The following is an 18,488-nucleotide window of genomic DNA, read 5'->3' as shown; positions in this document are numbered from 1 at the left end:
GGTACATCCCTTTCTGAGCGACAAGCGCGTTAGCACATCACATGGCGGTGCGAACGCTACCCCGCCTATTTCGAAGCGAACCGGACGGTCAGCGAGCCCAGCACCTGGATACCAGGGTTGGCCAGCGTGTCCAGATATTGCGTGTAATCCTTGTTCAGCAGATTCTTGACCGTCAGGTTGGCGCTGATGTCGTCATTATACTTGTACGACGCGAAAAGATCGACCAGGGCATAGGAGGACGTTGGCGCGAATGTAGGGCCGCTGTCGTCGCCCGACGGGAACCATTGGCTGGCATCGACGAGGGTGAGTCGGCCGCCGACGATCAATTTCTGGTCGAGGAAACGGAAGCCCAATGTGCCGCTCACACGATCAGGCGCGATCGTATAGAGCGGCAAGGACGGCGAAGAAAGATCCTTGCCATTGGTATGCGTGCCGGCCAGCGTGAAATAGCCCCCGCCCCAATCGTAGGTGCCTTCGAGTTCGACGCCAGAAATCTGCGCCTCGCCGATGTTGACGTATTGATAGGAGGTGATCGGGAAGCAGAGCCCCTCCTCGATCGCATCCGGTGTGCAGGACGAGGAAGGCACACCGGGAATGACAGATACGTAATAAGGCGCGCCGACCGGCTCGAAATCGATGTAATCGTGGACCTTGTTCAGATAGGCGTCCGCCTTCACGCGAATCTGGTCATCGGGGCGGACAACATTATCGAATTTCAGGTTGACGCCGCCCTCGACGTCATTGGCCACTTCGGGGCGGAGGTTCGGGTTGGGCAGGATGTCGAAGGCGGGATACGGATGCTGGCCGTCGATCAGGGTCTCCGTCACCGACGGCGCGCGATAACCTTCGGCATAGGTTCCGTAGAACTGGACGCCGCGAATCGGCGTGATGCCAACAGTGATCTTCGGAGAGAGATGTGAGCCGCTGGAACCGGTGCCGCCGCCGTTGAGGCTGTAATGATCGAAGCGCAGGGCGCCCAGCACGTCGAGCCAGGTCGAATAGCGTATTTCGTCCTGCACGAAGGCGCCGTTCAATGAGCGTTGGCCACTCGGGGTCGTCGCCGAGATGAAGCCGCCGGCGTTGTCCTGTGTATTGACGAAATCCCAGACCCCATCGCCGCCAAAGGTCACCGCATGATCCAGCATGGCCGTGCTGAAGCGTGCGGTGTCATGCACGTCGAAGCCGTAGGTGTGGATCATGTCATAGAGACCGTCGCCCGGCGCGACGCCAAGCGCCTGGTAGACCGCCGAGTTCTCCGGATCCTGCGCAAAGCTTTCGACCGTTTGATCGTTCCGCGTCATTTGCGCATAGGCCTTGATCGAAAAATCGAGCCACGGAATGTCGGGTCGCTGGACCGTATAACCCAAAGTGAATTGGTTGGTATTGACGTCGTTGTGCCAGAGCGGGCCGGCATCGGCGGTGCTGAGATTGTCGAAGCTATAGTTCTGCACGAGTATCCCGCCGGAAATCTTCTGGCCCTCGGCGGGACGGATGTTCATCTTGAAGAGGCCGCCCAGCAGGCCACTGCCGGTATCGGACACGAGCGCGCCCGAGCCGTCGTGATAAGACGTCGTGTCGCGATAGAGGAACTGACCATAGACATCGGCCGTGGTGCCCATACGGGCCGCGCCGGCAATGCTGTTGACGACGCCAGCACCGTTCGAACCATAGCCGACCGTATCGACTGCTCCGTAGGATTCGTTTGGCAGCAGCACGTCATCGACACCGCGCGTCGAAAACGAGGCGACGCCGCCAATGGCGCCTGAACCATAAATATTCGAGATCGGCCCGCGCACGATGTCGATACCGCTCACGAACATCGGATCGAGATAGAACGTGCCGTTCGCGTTGTGGCCGGAGATTTGATAATCCTGCCGCGCGCCATCGACGAGGATATTGACCCGGCCAAAGTCCTGCATGCCGCGGATATTGATCGACTGACCCGGATCGTTCGGCGAACTCTGCATCGTCACGCCCGGAACATCCTGCAGCACCTCGTTGAAGTTCTGCGCCTGGTAGGTCTTGATCTGATCTTCCGTGACCGAGCTGACACCGCCCATGGCATCGATGACGGCTTCATCCGTCATCGTCGCAGTGACAGAGACCGTATCGAGCGGAATGCTCCCGTCCGCGTTCGTCTGCGCATTTGTATTTGTCTGCGCACTCGCATTCGTCTGCGTGTTTAAGCTCGTCGATTGCGATGTCGAGCCAGAGGATTGCGCCGGTGGCGCGCTCTGCGCGTAGGCCGTGGAAACCGCCAGAAGAGACGCGCTGGCCAGCAGCGCGCGCAAGAATGAATAAGCCATAGAGCCCCCGCCCGTTTGCGATGTGCTGGCTGGCTCTGCGCTTGGCGCGCTCTGGCTGGCTTGCTGATCTTCTCGCCGTTCCCTAACAGCGACTTGACTGCCTGTAATAAATCGGATGGATATCTGTCAAGCAATACGCGGATATATTACATTATTATTGTTATAGAGAACAATAAATGGATTTATTCTTATTCTAAACTAGTAGAGGGCGTCGAAAGGAGAGGCGTGGGGGTAAGTATGGCTGAGGAAAAAAATGCCGCGTCGCCGTCCAGCGGACAAAAGCCGGAGACGCGCGAAGTGGACGTGCGCGAACTGATTGGCGAGACAAAGGAAGTGATCCTGCTTCACGCCGGCGAGCGCTATCGCCTGCGCATCACCGCCAACGACAAGCTCATCCTGACAAAATAATCGGCGGCGAAAGACCATGCACAGCACAGCCAAGGCTCGCATCTCATCCCCTCGCACATCATTCCCTCGCGCGTCATTCGGGCGCTCGACATTTGCATTTTTGATGCTGTCGCTTGCGACAACGCGGCTCGCGGCCACTCCGGCGTCAGCACCCCCACAGCGGATTGTCGCGCTCGGTGGCGCGATCACCGAGACGCTCTATGCGCTTGGGGAGGAGCAGAAGATCGTCGGTGTCGACACGACGAGCCTCTATCCGCCAGATGCGTTGCGCGCCAAGCCGAACGTCGGCTATTTCCGCGCCTTTTCCGCCGAGGGTGTGCTGTCGCTGAAGCCGACGCTGGTCATCGCCGCGTCGGCCGCGGGACCGGAGGATTCCATCAAGCTGCTGGAAGAATCGAAGGTCGCGGTGGCGCGCTTACCGGATAATTTCACCGCCGAAGGCGTGGAGAGCAAGATCACGACGCTCGGCCATCTCACCGGCACGGATGCGAAGGCCGCGACGCTCGCCAAAACCGTCGCTCAGGGTTTCGCGCAATTGGCCACGCTCCGCGCCAAGGTGCATGAACGCGCGCACGTACTCTTCATCATCGCAATGCAAGGCGGCCGTCCACTCGTCGCCGGCACCGGCACGGCGGCCGACGCCGTCATCGCGCTCGCCGGAGGCGTCAATGTTGCGCAGGGCTTTGCCGGCTACAAACAGATGAGCGATGAATCCATCGTCGCCGCGCAGCCCGATGTCGTGGTGATGATGGCCAACGGCAAACCGCCCGCACCCGGCGAGATTTTTTCGCTGCCTGCATTCAAGACGACGCCCGCCGCGGCGCACGGGCGGCTCGTCGCCCTGGATGGCCTTTATCTTCTCGGCTTCGGCCCGCGCACGCCGCAGGCGGCCAAAGATTTGTTCGCCGCTTTCTATCCGGGCCTGAAATGAGCGAGCCCTCCGCCGTGGCGGGCATCACCCCGTCTCTGCGGGGACTCATCGCGCGCCGCCAACGCGCCATTATCCTCCTGCCCGTCTTGGCTCTCTTATTGGTGGGGCTGGCGATCTTCGCGGCCGGCGAGGGACCGCTGGCGATCGCGCCAAGCCATATCATCGATATTATCGGCGCCGCTCTGCGTGGCGTCGATCAATCCTCCTCGCGCGACGCGCTCGTCGTTCTCGACATACGTCTGCCGCGCGTCCTGCTGGCGATCATCATCGGCGCCAATCTCGCCGTCTCCGGCGCACTGATGCAGAGCCTGTTTCGTAATCCCCTCGCCGATCCGGGAATCGTCGGCGTTTCGGCCGGTGCCGCACTGGCGGCGGCGAGCGTCATCGTCCTCGGCGATAGATACATTCCCTCCGGCCTGCCGTTCGGCGGCCTTCCGGTCGCTGCCTTCGCCGGCGCGCTGCTGACGACGATGCTTCTCTATCTCATCGCAACCCGCGATCGGCAAACCTCGGTCGCCACGCTTCTCCTCGCCGGCATTGCACTCGGTGCGCTGGCTGGAGCCGCCACGGGGCTTTTGACCTTCATCGGCGACGATCGCCAATTGCGCGACCTGACGTTCTGGTCGCTCGGCAGCCTGGGCGGCGCGACCTGGGACAAGGTCGCAATATTGGGCCTGCCATTTCTGCTGTTGCTCGCGGCCTTGCCATTTCTGGCGCGCGGATTGAATGCGCTATCAATCGGCGAGGCCGAGGCTTTTTATCTCGGCATTTCCGTCCAAAGATTGAAGATCGCCATTATCGTGCTGGCGGCGCTGGCGACGGGGGTGAGTGTCGCCGCCGCCGGCGTTATCGGCTTTGTCGGAATTGTCGTGCCGCAGTTTCTACGGCTGGTGCAGGGCCCCGACCACCGTCTTTTGCTGCCCGCCTGCGTGCTGCTCGGCGCGGCGCTTCTGCTCGGCGCGGACACCTGCGCGCGCACGCTCGTCGCGCCGGCGGAGCTGCCGATCGGCATTCTCACCGCCGGCATCGGCGCCCCCTTCTTCCTCTGGCTGCTGCTGCGCCGCCGGCAAGGTTTCGAGACATGAGCGCGTCTGTCGTCACCGCGCGAAAGGTCGGCTATGCCACGCGCGGCAAAGTGCTTATCGACGACGTTTCGCTGACGCTGGCGGCAGGGCAACTGACTGCCGTGATCGGACCGAATGGCGCGGGAAAGTCGACGCTCCTGCGCGTCCTCGCTGGCGAACTCGCCTGCAGCGCCGGCACTGTTCACTATGGCGGGGAAGACGCACGAACTTTGCCGCCGTGGCGGCTCGCGGCGCGGCGGGCGGTGATGGCGCAGACGGCGCGTCTCGCCTTTCCGTTCTCCGTGCGTGAGGTTGCCGCGCTTGGGATCGACGGCATCGGCCGCGGCCTGACGCGGGAACGGCGCCGGGCCGTTGTCACGACCGCGCTCGAAAAGGCGGAGGTCGCTCACCTTGCGGACAGAATCTACCAGACGCTTTCCGGCGGCGAGCAGCAGCGGGTTCAATTCGCCCGGGCGCTGGTCCAGCTATCGGCAGGCCGGGAGGCGAGCGCCGATCAGGTCCTCTTCCTAGACGAGCCCACATCGCATCTCGACATGAGCCATCAATTGCAATTGATGGACGAGGTGAGGGGGCTGACCGCAAGCGGGGTCGCGACCTTCGTAACGATCCATGACCTCAACCTTGCGGCGGCTTATGCCGACCGTCTCGTCGTGATGTGCGGCGGCCGGGCGGTCGCGCAAGGTGGACCGCACGAGATTCTGACGACGGCTCTTATTGCCGATGTTTTTGGCCTCGACAGCCGGATCGGCGAACCCGCCCCGCCCGGCTCCGCTTTCATCCTGCCGCACGCGCATGCGGAAAAACGCCGGAGCCTGCGGAATGGCGCCACAGGCGCCTGATCGCATCACCGTGCAGGGCGAGCGGCTCAATTAGGCTCATTCAGCGCCCGGGGATGACAGAGAACAAGACTTCCGGCACTTCTTTGTCGGAATCGATCGCGACCGCTTCGATTGTCTCGTTGGGGGCTCTGACCGTCAAACCGCGTTTCTTCAGCGCGGCTATTAATTCGTCCGGCGTCGTCTTCAGCACGGGCGCAAGATCGGACAGGCGCGCGTGCGTAAGCAGAGGGACAAGCCTGAACGCCGGGTTCCCGCGATTGTGGCCCCCTACGCCGGGAATGACGAAGGGCATCGCCGCGATGAGGCAGACGGCAAGCGGCAAGATGAGCGTGCCGCGCCTGACATAGCCGAGGAGCGGCACCCAGTTCTTGTAAAGATGGAACGCGAAGGCCGCGAGCAGGACGAGGCTGAGCCATTCATGCATTTCGTGGAACGTGCCCGGCGTCCAGTGAAAAAAGAGGGCGGTGCCGGATATTGCGGAAATCAAGAACAGGCCGGCCGTCAGGGGGGTCGCGAATCGGCTGATGAAGCGGCCAAAGGAATTCTCCTGCCCCGGCGCTGGCGGAACTCTCGCCCCGCCCGATATCCCCGACGTCGACATACGATCACCCCTTCGTAAATCCGCGTTAGCTTACTCGAATGAAACGGCCGTCAGCTTCGCTCGACGATCTGTGCCGCGGCATCCAGTGCCGCGGCGATGGCGTCGCCCGCTGCCTGATCGATGGAGCCGCGCCGCAGCCGCAGCCGCAAGGCGACCTTCAGGTTTTCCATCGCGCGCACCACCCCGGCGGGAATGGCGCGTGGGCCTTCGCCGGTGCTGCTGGTCAGGCGTGACAGCAATTCCTCCGCTGCCGCGCGATTGCTCGCAAGAAAAGCCTCGCCCTCGGCGGTGATGCGATAGCGCTTGCGGCCGGAGTCCTCGGCTTCGACGGTGGCATAACCCATATCGTCCAGCCAGGAGAGCGTCGGATAGACCACGCCGGGACTTGGCGAATAGCTGCCGCCGAGGCGCTCCTCGATCGCCTTGATGAGCTCGTAGCCGTGCCGCGGCTGCTCGGCGATCATCGCCAGGATCAGCAGGCGCAGGTCACCGTAATCGAAGAGCCGGCCGCCGCGATGGCGGCCGCCGTGACGCGGGGGCTCGCCGTGATGGTGGGGGTGAATGCGGCCCGAAAAGATGTCGGGCGGTGAATGATGGCGGTCCCAGCCGCCGATATGTCTGTTTCTCATGGAAGCCGATATAACTCTAGATATATCTAGAGTCAAGATATATCTGATCTCTTCTTTCACCCGTTCTGTCCCCCATCACGATTTTTCCAAAATGCGGGAAGCGCGGGAATTCCGCCGCTTTGCGGGCCTGTCACCGGCCGGTCAAACCTACGGCTTTGCAAATGCCCCGACCTTCCGCGCGAGCGCCACAGGATATTGGTACATCATGGCGTGACCGGCCCGCTTGATGATGACCACGCGCGCATTCGGCAGAAGACGTCGCAGCGCCTCGGAATTTTTGGCTGAGACAACGCCATCGTCGGAACCGGAAAGGATCAGAGTTTTAATTCTGATGGCGGGAAGCGATTGCGCGGCGCTTTGGTCGCGGGACCACGCCTTCAATAGCGCCGACTGTCCATTTGTGACCACGTTCGAAATGACTGGAGAGCGATAATCGCCCGGCTCGTACATTTCGTAGCGGAAGCACCGCTCGGCTGCGGAAAGACTCGCACGCGGGAACAGCACACTCATGACATCGTTAAATGTGACCCCCGACGCGCCCGATAGAATTGCCTCGACGCCGGGCGGCACAGCTATGCTTGAATTGCCTGGCGCAAGGGTGCTCATGAGCACCATTCGACCAATGGCCTTCGGATGGCCGATCGCAAGTTGCTGTACGACGACGCCTCCCATCGACCAGCCCACCAAGGTCGGATGCCGCAATTTCAGGGCTTCAATGAGTGCAAAAGTATCGGCTGTCATGTCCCGAAGACTGAAATCGGATGCCTCGGGAATCGATCGGCCTATTCCGCGATTGTCGAAAACAATTACCTCATGGCGCTTCGCCAGCTCAGCCAGGAATTCGGCGTTCCACTCGGATAGAGTCGCACGGAATCCGGTGACGAGCAGTATCGGACTGCCACGGCCAAACCGATAATAGGCGATCGAACCGCGGGATGTCCGCGCGATCCGCTCGTGCGCACCTGCGTATATCGGCGATGCAACGGGTGGCGTGACGCAGCCGGCCGAAATCTGCAGATCCGAAGCGAGCGTCGTTGCGGGATAGCCCGCAAACAGGCCCATGACCCCCAGCACCAGACAGGCGGCCAACAGGGCGATTTTGCGGGGATCAGATGTCGCGTTCACGGAAAATACATGTCGTGCTCGAACCAATAACTGAGTGCCGCGGCGATCGCGATAACCGCAAGCCCGATATACATCGCCATTGCTTTCGCTGCTACGTCCTCTCGCGCGTTGTGGGGCCGCGCCCTCATCTTCGGAATACTGCGATCAGGGCCGCCGACTTGATTTGAAGACGCCTGAGACCGGAACCGGGTGGCTTCAGCCGATAACTAGAACCAGCCTGCCCCGAACATGCCCATGCTCACTGATGCGGTGCGCTTTCGCGATTTCGTCGAGTGGGTAGGTTCGCTCGACCGGAAGCCAAAAGCGCCCGGCTGCGATGAGCGCTCCTATTTCCCCGAGCGCGTGAAAAGCATGGCCCTGAAAGCCGCTGCTGAAGCGCACTCCGTGCTGTTTCGCGCCGTCGAAATCGGCGAGGGTCACCACATTCTCCGGGCCGCCGGCGAGATCGATCAACTCCGCCAGCACGCCGCTTCCGGCGACGTCGAGCGCGGCATCGAGGCCATCGGGCGCGAGAGCGCGGACTCGTTCGGACATGCCTTCGCCGTAGGTCGCGGGCTCCGCGCCGAACAGGCGAAGGTAGCCGTGGTTGGCGACGCTGGCGGTGCCGATGACGCGCGCCCCGCGGGCGATGGCGAGTTGAACAGCGGTGCTGCCGATCCCACCCGCGGCGCCATTGATGAGCAGTCTCGTTCCACGACCGACGCCAAGCTGGTCAAGGCTCCGCGTGGCCGTTTCAAGCGCGACAGGGAGGCCGGCAGCGTCGACGAATCCGAGCGGCGGCGGGATCGGCGCCCGATAGGTCAGCAGCGCCAGTTCGGCCGCTCCGGCGCCATCGTCGGAGACGCCGAATACCCGCTCGCCTATAGCGACATCTGTAACACCCTCCCCGAGTTCATCGACGATGCCCGCCACGTCGCGCCCCGTCGTCTGCGGCAGCCCCGCGCCGAAGCTCAACAGACCGCTGCGCAGCTTGCAATCGGTCGCATTGATGCCGGCCGCGTGCACGACGATGCGGATCTGTCCTGGAGCGGGATGCGGGTCGGGAAGATCCACGATCTCAAGGACCTCGGGACCTCCGAACCGGCTGAATTGCGCTGCTTTCATGAGCTTCTCCTTTCGGTCCTTTGCCGCGCGTGCGCCAGCCGCTCGCACACCAGACCATCTCGTTCGAGGCTGTGTAACGTCAGGGTCAGCATGCAGTGCGAGAGGCCCGCGATGGCTCGCCGCGGCGCGTTGAAGCGCATGGACCCGTCTGACAAATGCCGACGACCCTCATCGAAGCATCCTATCGGGGTTTCGATTTCTTTCGAGAATGCCTTCTTCCGTTTTCGGAATCAGCAGGTCCAAATTATTTACGGCCTTCACTTGCACGTCTTCGATAAATGGACGGAAACTTTCGTTGTAATCCTGGAAGGCCAGTTCGAAGTTGCCGTGGTTTTTTGCAAACGCATCAGCCAACGCGCCGGCGCCAATGATTGCCAGCGACCCGCCCATGCCTGCAGCCGGCGAGGCGCAATAGGCGGCATCGCCCACAAGTGCCACCCTGCTTTTTGTCCATGACGGCATTCTTATCTGATTTATTTTGTCGAAATAGAACGTCTTCGACTTGCTTACTTCTTCCAACAATTCCGGCGTTCTCCAGCCCTGTCCGGTGAACTGCTCGGAAATGATCTTTCGTTGTTGTTCCTCGTCGCGATAGTCGTAGGAAATCTCTTTTTCCGAGGAGAAGCAAAGAATGATGTCCGTCTTGTTATTGTAGGCATTCAGCATCACGGCCTTGCCCGGCAGATTATACATCTGCGTCGTGTTTTCCTTGATCAACAGCTTGTCGACGATCGTTATGGAGAAATATTGACCGAGGAAATGTGTGTATTCGGCTTCTTCGCCAAACTGCAATTTTCGGACAAGCGAATGATTGCCATCGCAGCCGAATACCAAAGCGAATGAGCGCTTCGAGCCATCTTTAAAGGAAACATTGATATTGTTTGGCGTCTCGTCCAAAGCCGCGATGCTATTGTTGAAAACGAACTCGACATCGTCTTTTACGCAACCGAACATAATATCCAGAAGCGTATCGCGTTCGATTTCCCAGTCATCGTCGGCTCGTGCGGCATCCACCTGCTGCCACATTCCCCCCTCCGTGACATCATCGGCGTTCTTGAATTCGATGCCTTCCATCTTCAAGCGGTTTGCCTGAACCTGCTCAAGCAGGCCCATGCGCTTCAGAATGTCCTTGGCTTTCTCACCGATATTAACGGGGGTACCGCCTTTTTTGAGGCCCTTCGCAATCTCAACGACCGTCACTTCATAGCCGAGTCTCTTCAGCCAATAGGCGGTTGTCAGTCCGGCGAAACTTGCCCCGGAAACGAGTGCGCCTTTGTCTGGCGGAGCGAGCGCCGCATCATTGGCTTGCTTTTCCATTTACCCCATCCCATCATGTACGCGCACTGAATATATATCGAATAATATTATATACTCAGTATATTAAATGGGCTTCTGGGAGTTTGTCAATGTCGCCGGATCGCCGATCCCGTAAGCGCCTCGCCACGCGGCAGGCCATCTCCGATGCCGCCACGCTCCTCTTCATCGAGCGGGGCTTCGATCACGTGACGGTGGACGAGATCGCGGAGGCGGCCGACGTCGGGCGAATGACGGTGTTCAATCATTTTCCCCGCAAGGAGGACATGTTCTTCGATCGCGACGAGGAGGGTCGCGAGATCCTGCGCGACGCCTTGCGGCAGCGCGATCCCGGCGTCGCGCCGATCGAAGCCTTGCGCCTGTTCGCGCATCGGCTGGTTGCGGAGCGGAACCCTGCCGTCGAGTTTTCCGCGAGGAGCCAGAGCTTCGTAGAGACGGTCGAGGGCAGCGAAACCCTCAAGGCCCGGGCGCGGGCAATTCGTGACGAACTCGCGCAAGTCATGACGCTGGCCCTCGCCGAATCCGTTGGGCGAGAACCGACCGATTCCGACGCTTATCTCGCGGCCAACCTCCTCCTGGCGACGTGGACCGTCGCTTTCATCCAGGCTCACCGCACCGTTCGGCAGACGCGGAATGCAAAGAAAGCGAAAGCCGCCTTTCTCGCGATTGTCGACAAGGGCTCCATCGGCCTGAAAGCCGCGATGGCGGACACCCCTTATGCCTGAGCAATCCCCTTCCCTTCTTTGAAATCCATTATGAACAGACCCCTTGTCGTTATTTTCGCCACGGTCGGCCTCGACGCCGCAGGCATCGGCCTCATCTTTCCGATTCTCCCGCGGCTTCTTGAGGATGTGACGCACACCCAGAATATCGCCCCCTACATCGGCATAATGACCGCGCTCTATGCGGTCATGCAGTTCATCTTCGCGCCTGTGCTCGGCGCTTTGAGCGACAACCTCGGCAGGCGTCCCGTGCTGCTCCTTTCCCTCGCGGGCGCAGCGATCAATTATCTCGTCATGGCATTCGCGCCGCAGCTTTGGATGCTGATACTCGGCCGCGCAATCGCCGGGCTGACCAGCGCCAATGTCTCCGTGGCGACGGCCTACATCACCGACATTTCGCCCGAGGACACGCGAGCCCGCCGCTTCGGCCTGTTCAACGCCATGTTTGGTGTAGGCTTCATCATCGGCCCGGTTCTCGGTGGACTGCTCGGCGACACCTGGCTGCGGCTTCCGTTCATCGCCGCCGCCGTGCTGAACGCCTGCAATCTTCTGCTGGCTTTGTTCATCCTGCCGGAGTCTCACAAACCGGCCCGCCGCAAGATCGATCTGACTGCGCTCAACCCGCTCCGGCCGCTGCGTTGGGTATTCTCGATGAAAGGGCTTCTGCCCATCGTCCTCGTGTTCTTCCTTCTCAGCGCCACCGGAGAGGCCTACGGCACCTGCTGGGCGTTGTGGGGCTTCGACACGTTCCAGTGGAATGGACTCTGGATCGGCCTTTCGCTTGGCACGTTCGGGGTCTGCCAAACGCTCGTGCAGGCGCTCTTGCCGGGTCCGGCAACCAGACTGCTCGGCGAGCGCGGCGCCGTTCTTGTCGGGATCGCCTTCGCCTGCATCGCCCTCGTCATCCTGGCCTTCGCCAGCCACGGCTGGATCGTGTTCGCTATCATGCCGATCTTCGCTCTTGCCGGCATCGGCACACCGGCGTTTCAGGCCCTGGCCACCCGGCAGGTCGATGTGGGCCGCCAGGGCCAGCTCCAGGGTGTGCTGGCATCGGCTGTCAGCCTGGCGTCGATCTTTGGCCCGCTGGGTTTCTCGATCTTCTACTTTGTCGTCCAGAAGCAATGGCCCGGCGCCATCTGGCTGTCGGTGGCCGTCATCTATGCAATCGCTGTCCCGCTGGTTGTTCTCGGCACTCGGACCGACCGGGCCCGACCGACGGCCTCGCTCAGGCCGTGAACGGCAATGGCGTCCGTACGCGCCAAAACAGTGAAGTCCTGATCCTTGCGGGCGTCGACGCCGGCTTTGATCTTTGCGATGAACTCATCGGCCGGCACCACATGCTTTCCGGACATATGCCCGCAACGTTTCGGCGAAACCTGGTCCTCGAGCATGATAGGGCCTCAAGCTGTAGCTCTTGGGGAATCGCTTTATATCTCGCTATCGATCAGCTTGCGGAGTAACGTTCGTCTATTGGTTTCGATATCACGGAGTATCCTCCATGATGCACGATACTGTGAGCCCGGTCAGAAACGTTGATGGTCTGGTGCGCGTCACCGGCGATGACGGCCAAGTGTTGACCACCTTTGCTGGCCACGATTTGCCATCCTGGCGTCAGTTCCAGCTGGACGTGTTTTCAACATTCAACATTGTGGTCAGCGATGGCTTCATGCCCGTTGAAATATCCAGGTTGATTACAGGGCCGGATAAGCGCGACGATAAGTTTGTCCCGTCCGGTTGATCGCTGATCGCTAACGTCGAAGCTCGTTCGCCGTTCAACGCTGCACCGCTAATGGGAAACTAACTATCCTCTTTGGAAATGATTTCATCGATCGACGGTTCACCCTTTACGGCGCGCTCGATTGCGATTTTGGTCGCTTCGTAGTTCCATTTCTGAATCTTCGCATCGTCTTTTGCGTCCCAGTGAATAAAGACGCCAACGCAGATGAAAATATTAGCGGCCTCATCCCTGGGGATGATTCCCGATTTAACTGAATCTATGACAGCCTTCCCAATCCCCTGCTGAGCCGGCCCGAACATTTTACCGGCCTGGTCGCCATTCTTTATGTCAACCTTATTGAACATCACAGTCGCCGGCTTGGTCATCAGATTTGGCCTGATAAGCGCGAGGAGAGCATTATCTCCCACTTTTTGATTGGTCAGAGTTGTGCAGAAGGCGGTTTCGGCAGCACTTCCCCGCGGCCCCATGATGAGATCGATATGCGCCACTTCGTTGCCATCTCCGACAAGCGCTTCGCCAACGAGAACGCGGTCAATCCTAAGCGTAGCCATGTGATCCTCCCTTTGATCGACTTCAGATGGAGTGTTTGGCCAGGAATGCGAGAATGAGACGAGCAATTTCGTCTTTTTTTCGTTTAAGGCGAAGTGGCCAGCGTCGAGCAAATGGATTTCTGCATCCGGTACATCGCGCTTATAGGCTTCTCCCCCGGGAGCAATGAAGGAAGGGTCGTTTCGTCCCCGAACAACAAAAGTCGGCGGCTTATGCTCACGCAACCAAGCCTGCCACGCGGGATATGAAGCGACGTTCGTTCGATAATCTCGTAGCAGACTTGCCTGAATCTCGTATGCCACGCATTCGGACTATACGCGGCTTAAACGGAGCGTCTCAATAAGGCGGGGCACGTCGCGCGCGTTGTTCGCGCGCGGCCTCCGTCCACCATGCGAGATCATCAGCAAAGCGGCCGAAACTTTGCTCAAGCGCCTTACCGCCGTCTCCGATCGGCAGAGAATTGACGTCAAGCGTCTGTGTGATTGGCCCCACCGCGAGCGTGCTCGAGACAACGATCATTCCCATTTCCGAGAGAATGCCATGCCAGATAGTCCCGGAACGTACGCCCGAAAAGCGTCCTGCCGAATAACTCGCGACAGCGGCCGGCCGCCAGAACCATTCTTCCAGGAAATGATCGGTCAGATTTTTGAGGCCGGGCTGCGGGCCCCAATTGTATTCGCCCGTGACGAAGATGAAGCCATCAGCGCGGCGAATTTTTTCAGCGAGAGTTTCGAGTGCCAGGGGCGCCGTGCCTTTGGGATATTCCTTATACATGCGATCGAGGATTGGCAGACCGATTTCCTTCGCATCAATGAGCTCCGGATTGCGACCGCGTTGGCTCAGACTGCGGACAATGTAATTCGCCAGCCTAATCCCAAGCCGATCACGACGATAGGACCCGTAGAAAACGAGAATATTATCTGTCATGGCTTCTCTCTCGCATCTTCTTTAACGTCATAGGCTCTGTCGGCGATCCTATCATCCATTCTGATTATCGCATTCATAAGATGCTCGGCGGCCATAGATAGGATACTCGACATTGTCCGATTCCCTTCACGCCTCTTTCGTTTACGCGCCGGCGACGCGGCGTCTGCGGACAATTGCAGTGATCTTGCTCGTCGCTGCAGGTTGCGTGAATTACTTGGACCGCGCCGCAGTGGCCGTGGCCGAGCCTCAGATCCATCAGGAATTGAAGCTTTCTTACGATCAACTCGGTCTCCTGCTCTCCGCCTTCGCCTGGAGCTACGGCTTGGCGCAAATTCCTGCCGGAACGTTGATCGATCGGTTCGGGCCCCGCCGGGTTTTGAGTGCCGGATTGATTTTGTGGTCGGTCGCTCAAATGGCCGCAACTTCTGTGCGCTCGCTCGGACAATTCATCGTGGCGCGGATAGCTCTCGGGCTCGGCGAGTCGCCAATGTATATCGGCGGCTCGCGTGTCTGCACGGATTGGTACGCGTTGGACGAGCGTGCGCTGCCAATCGCGATTTTCAATTCCTCCTCCGGGCTGGCGCCGGCGCTTGCACCACCATTGTTGACCTGGCTGATGCTGTCATTCGGTTGGCGGACGATGTTCTTCATCGCCGGCGCGGCGGGGTTTGTGATCGCAATCCTCTGGACTCGGTTTTATCGCGCGCCTCACTCGGCAGGCCTTCCCGCTTCCGACCTTGCTGAAATCCGCCGCAAGGACTCCGCGAACGTTGAACATGTCGGCTTTCAGCAGGCTCTCTGGCTGCTGCGTTTTCCAACGACATGGGGCATGTTTTTCGGGTTCTTTGGCGTCGTCTATATTTCCTGGCTCTATGCCACATGGCTGCCAGCTTATTTGGAAAATGCCCGGCATCAAAGCATCGCGAGCGCTGGATTCTGGGCTGCGATTCCGTTAGGCGCCGGCTTTCTGGGCGCTCTTGGAGGCGGGTTCATCGCGCGCGGGCTCGACAAACGCGGCATGGACGCGGTGACAAGCTGCAGAATGCCAACTATCGTGGGGCTGCTCGCGGCCGGCGCGTTCACGCTCGCCGGGTCCGTCAGCGGCAATGTTTACGTCGCAATTTGCCTGATGGCCTTCGGCCTGTTCGCTGCCAATGTCTCATCGAGCTGCGGATGGGCTTTGGCCGCGGTTATCGCACCGCCAAATACCGTCGCAACTCTCGAAGCAATTCAAAATGTGGGCGGCTCATTGGGCGGCGCGCTTGCACCTTTGGCCACCGGGGTCTTGGTGCAGGCAAGCGGTTCGTTCATGCCCGCCTTCGGCCTTGCTGGAGGAATCTCCGTCGTTTGTGCGCTGATCTATCATTTTGCGACGCATCAGAGGATTTCCGCATCGGTTTCACCGGCTTTAAACTAAGTCCGCGTCCGTCTGTTGCACGATGGTGTCGCCGATGCCGGTGCAGCCGGCCACATGCCGATGCAACCTCATCACCGGGATCAGAAAGTCGAGCAAGAGAGTTTCCGGCCCAACTGCTGCATCACTCGCTTGCGTGCATCGCACATGCCAGGTGCAGAAGCGATTATAATAAGATCGGCCCTCCAGCGAAGGGCGAATAACACCTTGGTATCGCTCAATGAAAAGTGTAGCCTCAGGCGGCCAAGCCTTTTTCGCGATTACTGACGCGGCTCTCTGTCGGCGCCGACACCGGCCGGCAATTTTGGTTGGTGTCCCGGAACCCAACCGCCGACACTTTGGTTTAATAGACCTCCTATTGAATATCGCCCAGGGTCGTGGACGTTGGACGAAATTTGATTAGACTTTTGGTTGATGGAGAGAGACATGAGTGCCGTGCCCCGCTCTGCATCAGCGAAAACGAGACAAAGAGAAACACGCGGATCCACCGCGTCGTTCCACTCCGGTTCGCACCTCTCACAGCTCCTTTCCTTTTATCGCTCGGTGCGCGAGACAAGCGAATATCTCGCTGAAAGCCTCTCCGACGGGGACGCCACCGCGCAATCGATGCCAGACGCCAGCCCCGCGAAATGGCACCTCGCGCACACAACCTGGTTTTTTGAGACGATTGTGTTGAACGCGTTTTCGTCGGCCTATTGCGTCTTCGACGAGAAATTCAACTTCCTTTTCAATTCCTACTACAATTCGATCGGTGCACGTCATCCGCGGCCCAAGCGCGGGCTTTTGACACGACCCAGCCTTGACGAGATTTATGCCTATCGCGCGCATGTGGATGAGGGGATGGCGCGTCTCGTCGAAAGCGGCGTGTCCCCAGCGGCGGTCGAGCTGATTGAACTCGGCTGCCACCACGAGCAACAACATCAGGAATTACTGCTCACCGATATTCTGCACCTTTTTGCGCAAAATCCCCTGCGGCCAGCCTATAAAAGTGCAGCGCCTTTGGTTGTCGAACCGAACGGCGCCAACGAACTCGCCTTTGTGGCTATGCCCGGCGGCTTGATCGACGTCGGGCACGACGGCAAAGGCTTCGCTTTCGATTGCGAAGGCCCGCGTCACAAAACTTTCGTTGAGCCGTTTCGTCTCGCCGACCGATTGGTCACAAATCGAGAATGGATCGAATTCATTGAAGGCGGTGGCTATCAAAACCCGCTGCTCTGGCTTTCGGATGGATGGGCCAAAGTCCTGGCCGAGGCGTGGATGATGCCCCTCTACTGGGACGAGCGCGACAAAGGCAATTATTGGACAATGACGTTGCGCGGAGCGCAGCCCGTCGATCCCGCGGCGCCGGTTTGCCACATTAGCTATTTCGAGGCGGATGCCTATGCGACCTGGGTCGGCCGGCGTCTGCCGACGGAATTCGAGTGGGAATATGCCGCGCGCGACGTCATGCGGGCGGGCAATTTTCTTGATTCGGAGCGCTTGCGGCCAAGGCCCGCGCCAGTGGGCGGCAACGGCGTGCGGCAGATCTACGGCGACGTGTGGGAATGGACGCGCAGCGCCTTCTCGCCTTATCCGCGCTTCAAGCCCGCCGCGGGGGCCGTGGGCGAATACAACGGCAAGTTCATGTGCGGTCAGTTTGTATTACGCGGCGGCTCTTGCGTGACGCCAGCGAGCCACATGCGGCCGACTTATCGCAACTTCTTCCCTCCAGAGGCGCGGTGGCAGTTTTCTGGATTGCGGCTGGCGGAGGACGCGTGATGCTTCAACGCGTCGATGACAAAACACGTCAACATGAAGCGTTCCGGGCCGATGTCATTGCCGGTCTGTCGCAAAGGCAAAAGACTTTGCCGAGCCGTTGGCTTTATGACGACCGCGGTTGCGAACTCTTCGAAGCCATCACGCACCTCGATGAATATTATCCAACGCGAACGGAAACTGCGATCCTGGCCGAAAACGCACGGGAAATTGCCGATTTCTGCGGCGCCCAGGCTGTCGTGCTCGAATACGGTGCCGGAGCCGCGCGCAAAACCGAAATTCTGTTGGAGGCTTTGGCGGCACCACGGCTCTATGTGCCAATCGATATTGCAGCCGACTTTGTCATGGAAACTTCCACGCGGGTTCGCGACCGGTTTCCAGGGTTGAAGGTGCAGCCTATTGCGGCGGATTTCACCTCCGATTTCAACATTCCCGTCACAGTCCCGGCGCGGCAGCGGGTCGCTTTCTTCCCCGGTTCTACGATCGGCAATCTCAATGAGGCGGAGACAAATGGCTTCCTGCGCCGCATGCGCCACCACGTCGGTGCCCTGGGCCGCGCCATCATTGGCGCCGATTTAAAAAAAGATGTAGCGACGCTTATTGCCGCTTATGACGATGGCGCCGGCGTGACAGCTCGATTCAACCTCAACCTGCTTGCGCGGATCAACCGGGAACTGGCTGGCAGCTTCAGACTTGATCAGTTCGTCCATGAAGCGCGATGGAATGACGCCGAATCTGCCATCGAAATGCATTTGGTGAGCCTGAAGCGACAGAGCGCAACGGTCGCAGGCCAGTCGTTCCAATTCCGCGCCGGGGAGACGATTCATACCGAGAGCTCGCGGAAATATACCCTCGACGGCTTCGCAAAGCTCGCGACCAACAACGGTTGGCAGGCGAGCAAAATCTGGGCGGATGCGGAGCGCCGTTTTGCCTTATTCGGGCTCAGTTGCGGCGGCGCGTAGGCGTGGGTCTCGACTACGCGACCACTCGCGATATCTTCGGGCAATTCACGCACCAACAACTCGCCGATGAGGCAGCGGA

General features: G+C 59.8%; 20 protein-coding genes. 10 read left to right on the top strand and 10 right to left on the bottom strand.

What is annotated here, in order from left to right; all coding sequences use genetic code 11:
• Positions 1-65: 65 nt before the first annotated feature.
• Complete coding sequence (locus tag CWB41_RS07950) at positions 66-2,306, bottom strand: TonB-dependent hemoglobin/transferrin/lactoferrin family receptor (protein ID WP_115834788.1); 2,241 nt, start codon at positions 2,304-2,306, stop codon at positions 66-68.
• A gap of 237 nt (positions 2,307-2,543) precedes the next feature.
• Between CWB41_RS07950 and hemP the strand changes: the two genes are divergently transcribed.
• The 4 genes from hemP (at position 2,544) to CWB41_RS07930 (ending at position 5,569) form a co-directional block, all read left to right on the top strand.
• Entirely contained in the window at positions 2,544-2,714 is a 171-nt protein-coding gene (gene hemP, locus CWB41_RS07945) for a hemin uptake protein HemP (protein WP_115834789.1), read from the top strand.
• A gap of 103 nt (positions 2,715-2,817) precedes the next feature.
• Complete coding sequence (locus CWB41_RS07940; protein WP_165204162.1) at positions 2,818-3,645, top strand: heme/hemin ABC transporter substrate-binding protein; 828 nt, start codon at positions 2,818-2,820, stop codon at positions 3,643-3,645.
• The gene (locus CWB41_RS07935; RefSeq protein WP_115834791.1) at positions 3,642-4,730 is read left to right on the top strand and encodes a FecCD family ABC transporter permease; all 1,089 of its coding nucleotides are present in this window, start codon (positions 3,642-3,644) and stop codon (positions 4,728-4,730) included. The genes CWB41_RS07940 and CWB41_RS07935 overlap by 4 nt, the downstream gene beginning before the upstream one ends.
• Positions 4,727-5,569, top strand: coding sequence for a heme ABC transporter ATP-binding protein (locus CWB41_RS07930; protein ID WP_115834792.1), 843 nt, complete (start codon positions 4,727-4,729; stop codon positions 5,567-5,569). The genes CWB41_RS07935 and CWB41_RS07930 overlap by 4 nt, the downstream gene beginning before the upstream one ends.
• A 40-nt stretch (positions 5,570-5,609) precedes the next feature.
• Here CWB41_RS07930 and CWB41_RS07925 read toward each other — a convergent pair whose 3' ends face one another.
• From CWB41_RS07925 to CWB41_RS07900, 6 genes are all read right to left on the bottom strand, one after another.
• Entirely contained in the window at positions 5,610-6,170 is a 561-nt protein-coding gene (locus CWB41_RS07925; RefSeq protein WP_115834793.1) for a DUF4405 domain-containing protein, read from the bottom strand.
• Between the two features lie 50 nt (positions 6,171-6,220).
• A complete protein-coding gene (locus tag CWB41_RS07920) occupies positions 6,221-6,799 on the bottom strand; it encodes a PadR family transcriptional regulator (RefSeq protein ID WP_115834794.1) in 579 nt (192 codons plus the stop codon).
• 147 nt (positions 6,800-6,946) lie between these two features.
• Complete coding sequence (locus CWB41_RS07915) at positions 6,947-7,924, bottom strand: alpha/beta fold hydrolase (protein ID WP_129396443.1); 978 nt, start codon at positions 7,922-7,924, stop codon at positions 6,947-6,949.
• Between the two features lie 195 nt (positions 7,925-8,119).
• Positions 8,120-9,028, bottom strand: coding sequence for an NADP-dependent oxidoreductase (locus CWB41_RS07910; RefSeq protein WP_115834796.1), 909 nt, complete (start codon positions 9,026-9,028; stop codon positions 8,120-8,122).
• Positions 9,025-9,168, bottom strand: a complete 144-nt coding sequence (locus tag CWB41_RS16500; RefSeq protein WP_115834797.1) for a hypothetical protein — start codon at positions 9,166-9,168, stop codon at positions 9,025-9,027. The genes CWB41_RS07910 and CWB41_RS16500 overlap by 4 nt, the downstream gene beginning before the upstream one ends.
• 28 nt (positions 9,169-9,196) lie before the next feature.
• On the bottom strand, positions 9,197-10,345 hold the full coding sequence (locus CWB41_RS07900) for an FAD-dependent monooxygenase (RefSeq protein ID WP_115834798.1): 1,149 nt from the start codon (positions 10,343-10,345) through the stop codon (positions 9,197-9,199).
• 89 nt (positions 10,346-10,434) lie between these two features.
• On the opposite strand from CWB41_RS07900, the gene CWB41_RS07895 reads away from it, so the two are divergent.
• Positions 10,435-11,067 carry a TetR/AcrR family transcriptional regulator gene (locus CWB41_RS07895; protein WP_115834799.1) on the top strand — a complete coding sequence of 211 codons (633 nt, stop codon included), beginning with the start codon at positions 10,435-10,437 and terminating at the stop codon, positions 11,065-11,067.
• A gap of 30 nt (positions 11,068-11,097) precedes the next feature.
• Positions 11,098-12,300, top strand: a complete 1,203-nt coding sequence (locus CWB41_RS07890; protein ID WP_115834800.1) for a TCR/Tet family MFS transporter — start codon at positions 11,098-11,100, stop codon at positions 12,298-12,300.
• Here CWB41_RS07890 and CWB41_RS07885 read toward each other — a convergent pair.
• The gene (locus tag CWB41_RS07885; protein ID WP_245411159.1) at positions 12,222-12,416 is read right to left on the bottom strand and encodes a hypothetical protein; all 195 of its coding nucleotides are present in this window, start codon (positions 12,414-12,416) and stop codon (positions 12,222-12,224) included. The two genes, CWB41_RS07890 and CWB41_RS07885, sit on opposite strands and share 79 nt — an antisense overlap.
• Before the next feature lie 146 nt (positions 12,417-12,562).
• Between CWB41_RS07885 and CWB41_RS07880 the strand changes: the two genes are divergently transcribed.
• A complete protein-coding gene (locus tag CWB41_RS07880) occupies positions 12,563-12,802 on the top strand; it encodes a hypothetical protein (RefSeq protein ID WP_115834802.1) in 240 nt (79 codons plus the stop codon).
• A gap of 59 nt (positions 12,803-12,861) precedes the next feature.
• Here CWB41_RS07880 and fae read toward each other — a convergent pair whose 3' ends face one another.
• Both fae and CWB41_RS07870 read right to left on the bottom strand, forming a co-directional pair.
• A complete protein-coding gene (fae, locus tag CWB41_RS07875) occupies positions 12,862-13,353 on the bottom strand; it encodes a formaldehyde-activating enzyme (RefSeq protein WP_115835451.1) in 492 nt (163 codons plus the stop codon).
• A gap of 334 nt (positions 13,354-13,687) precedes the next feature.
• The gene (locus CWB41_RS07870; RefSeq protein ID WP_115834803.1) at positions 13,688-14,278 is read right to left on the bottom strand and encodes an NADPH-dependent FMN reductase; all 591 of its coding nucleotides are present in this window, start codon (positions 14,276-14,278) and stop codon (positions 13,688-13,690) included.
• A 178-nt stretch (positions 14,279-14,456) separates the two neighbouring features.
• On the opposite strand from CWB41_RS07870, the gene CWB41_RS07865 reads away from it, so the two are divergent.
• The 3 genes from CWB41_RS07865 to egtD all read left to right on the top strand — a co-directional run bounded on the left by CWB41_RS07865 (position 14,457) and on the right by egtD (position 18,409).
• Positions 14,457-15,695: an MFS transporter gene (locus CWB41_RS07865; protein ID WP_245411099.1), complete on the top strand. Its 1,239-nt coding sequence runs from the start codon at positions 14,457-14,459 to the stop codon at positions 15,693-15,695.
• Between the two features lie 432 nt (positions 15,696-16,127).
• Positions 16,128-17,450: an ergothioneine biosynthesis protein EgtB gene (gene egtB, locus CWB41_RS07860; protein ID WP_425373909.1), complete on the top strand. Its 1,323-nt coding sequence runs from the start codon at positions 16,128-16,130 to the stop codon at positions 17,448-17,450.
• A complete protein-coding gene (gene egtD, locus CWB41_RS07855; protein WP_245411101.1) occupies positions 17,348-18,409 on the top strand; it encodes an L-histidine N(alpha)-methyltransferase in 1,062 nt (353 codons plus the stop codon). The genes egtB and egtD overlap by 103 nt, the downstream gene beginning before the upstream one ends.
• The last annotated feature ends 79 nt before the right edge of the window (positions 18,410-18,488 follow it).

Origin of the sequence: Methylovirgula ligni (assembly GCF_004135935.1) — a bacterium.
In the GTDB taxonomy this organism is placed as follows: Bacteria; Pseudomonadota; Alphaproteobacteria; order Rhizobiales; family Beijerinckiaceae; genus Methylovirgula; species Methylovirgula ligni.
The sequence above is the reverse complement of the archived record's forward strand: the minus strand, read 5'-3'. Positions and strand labels throughout refer to the sequence as shown.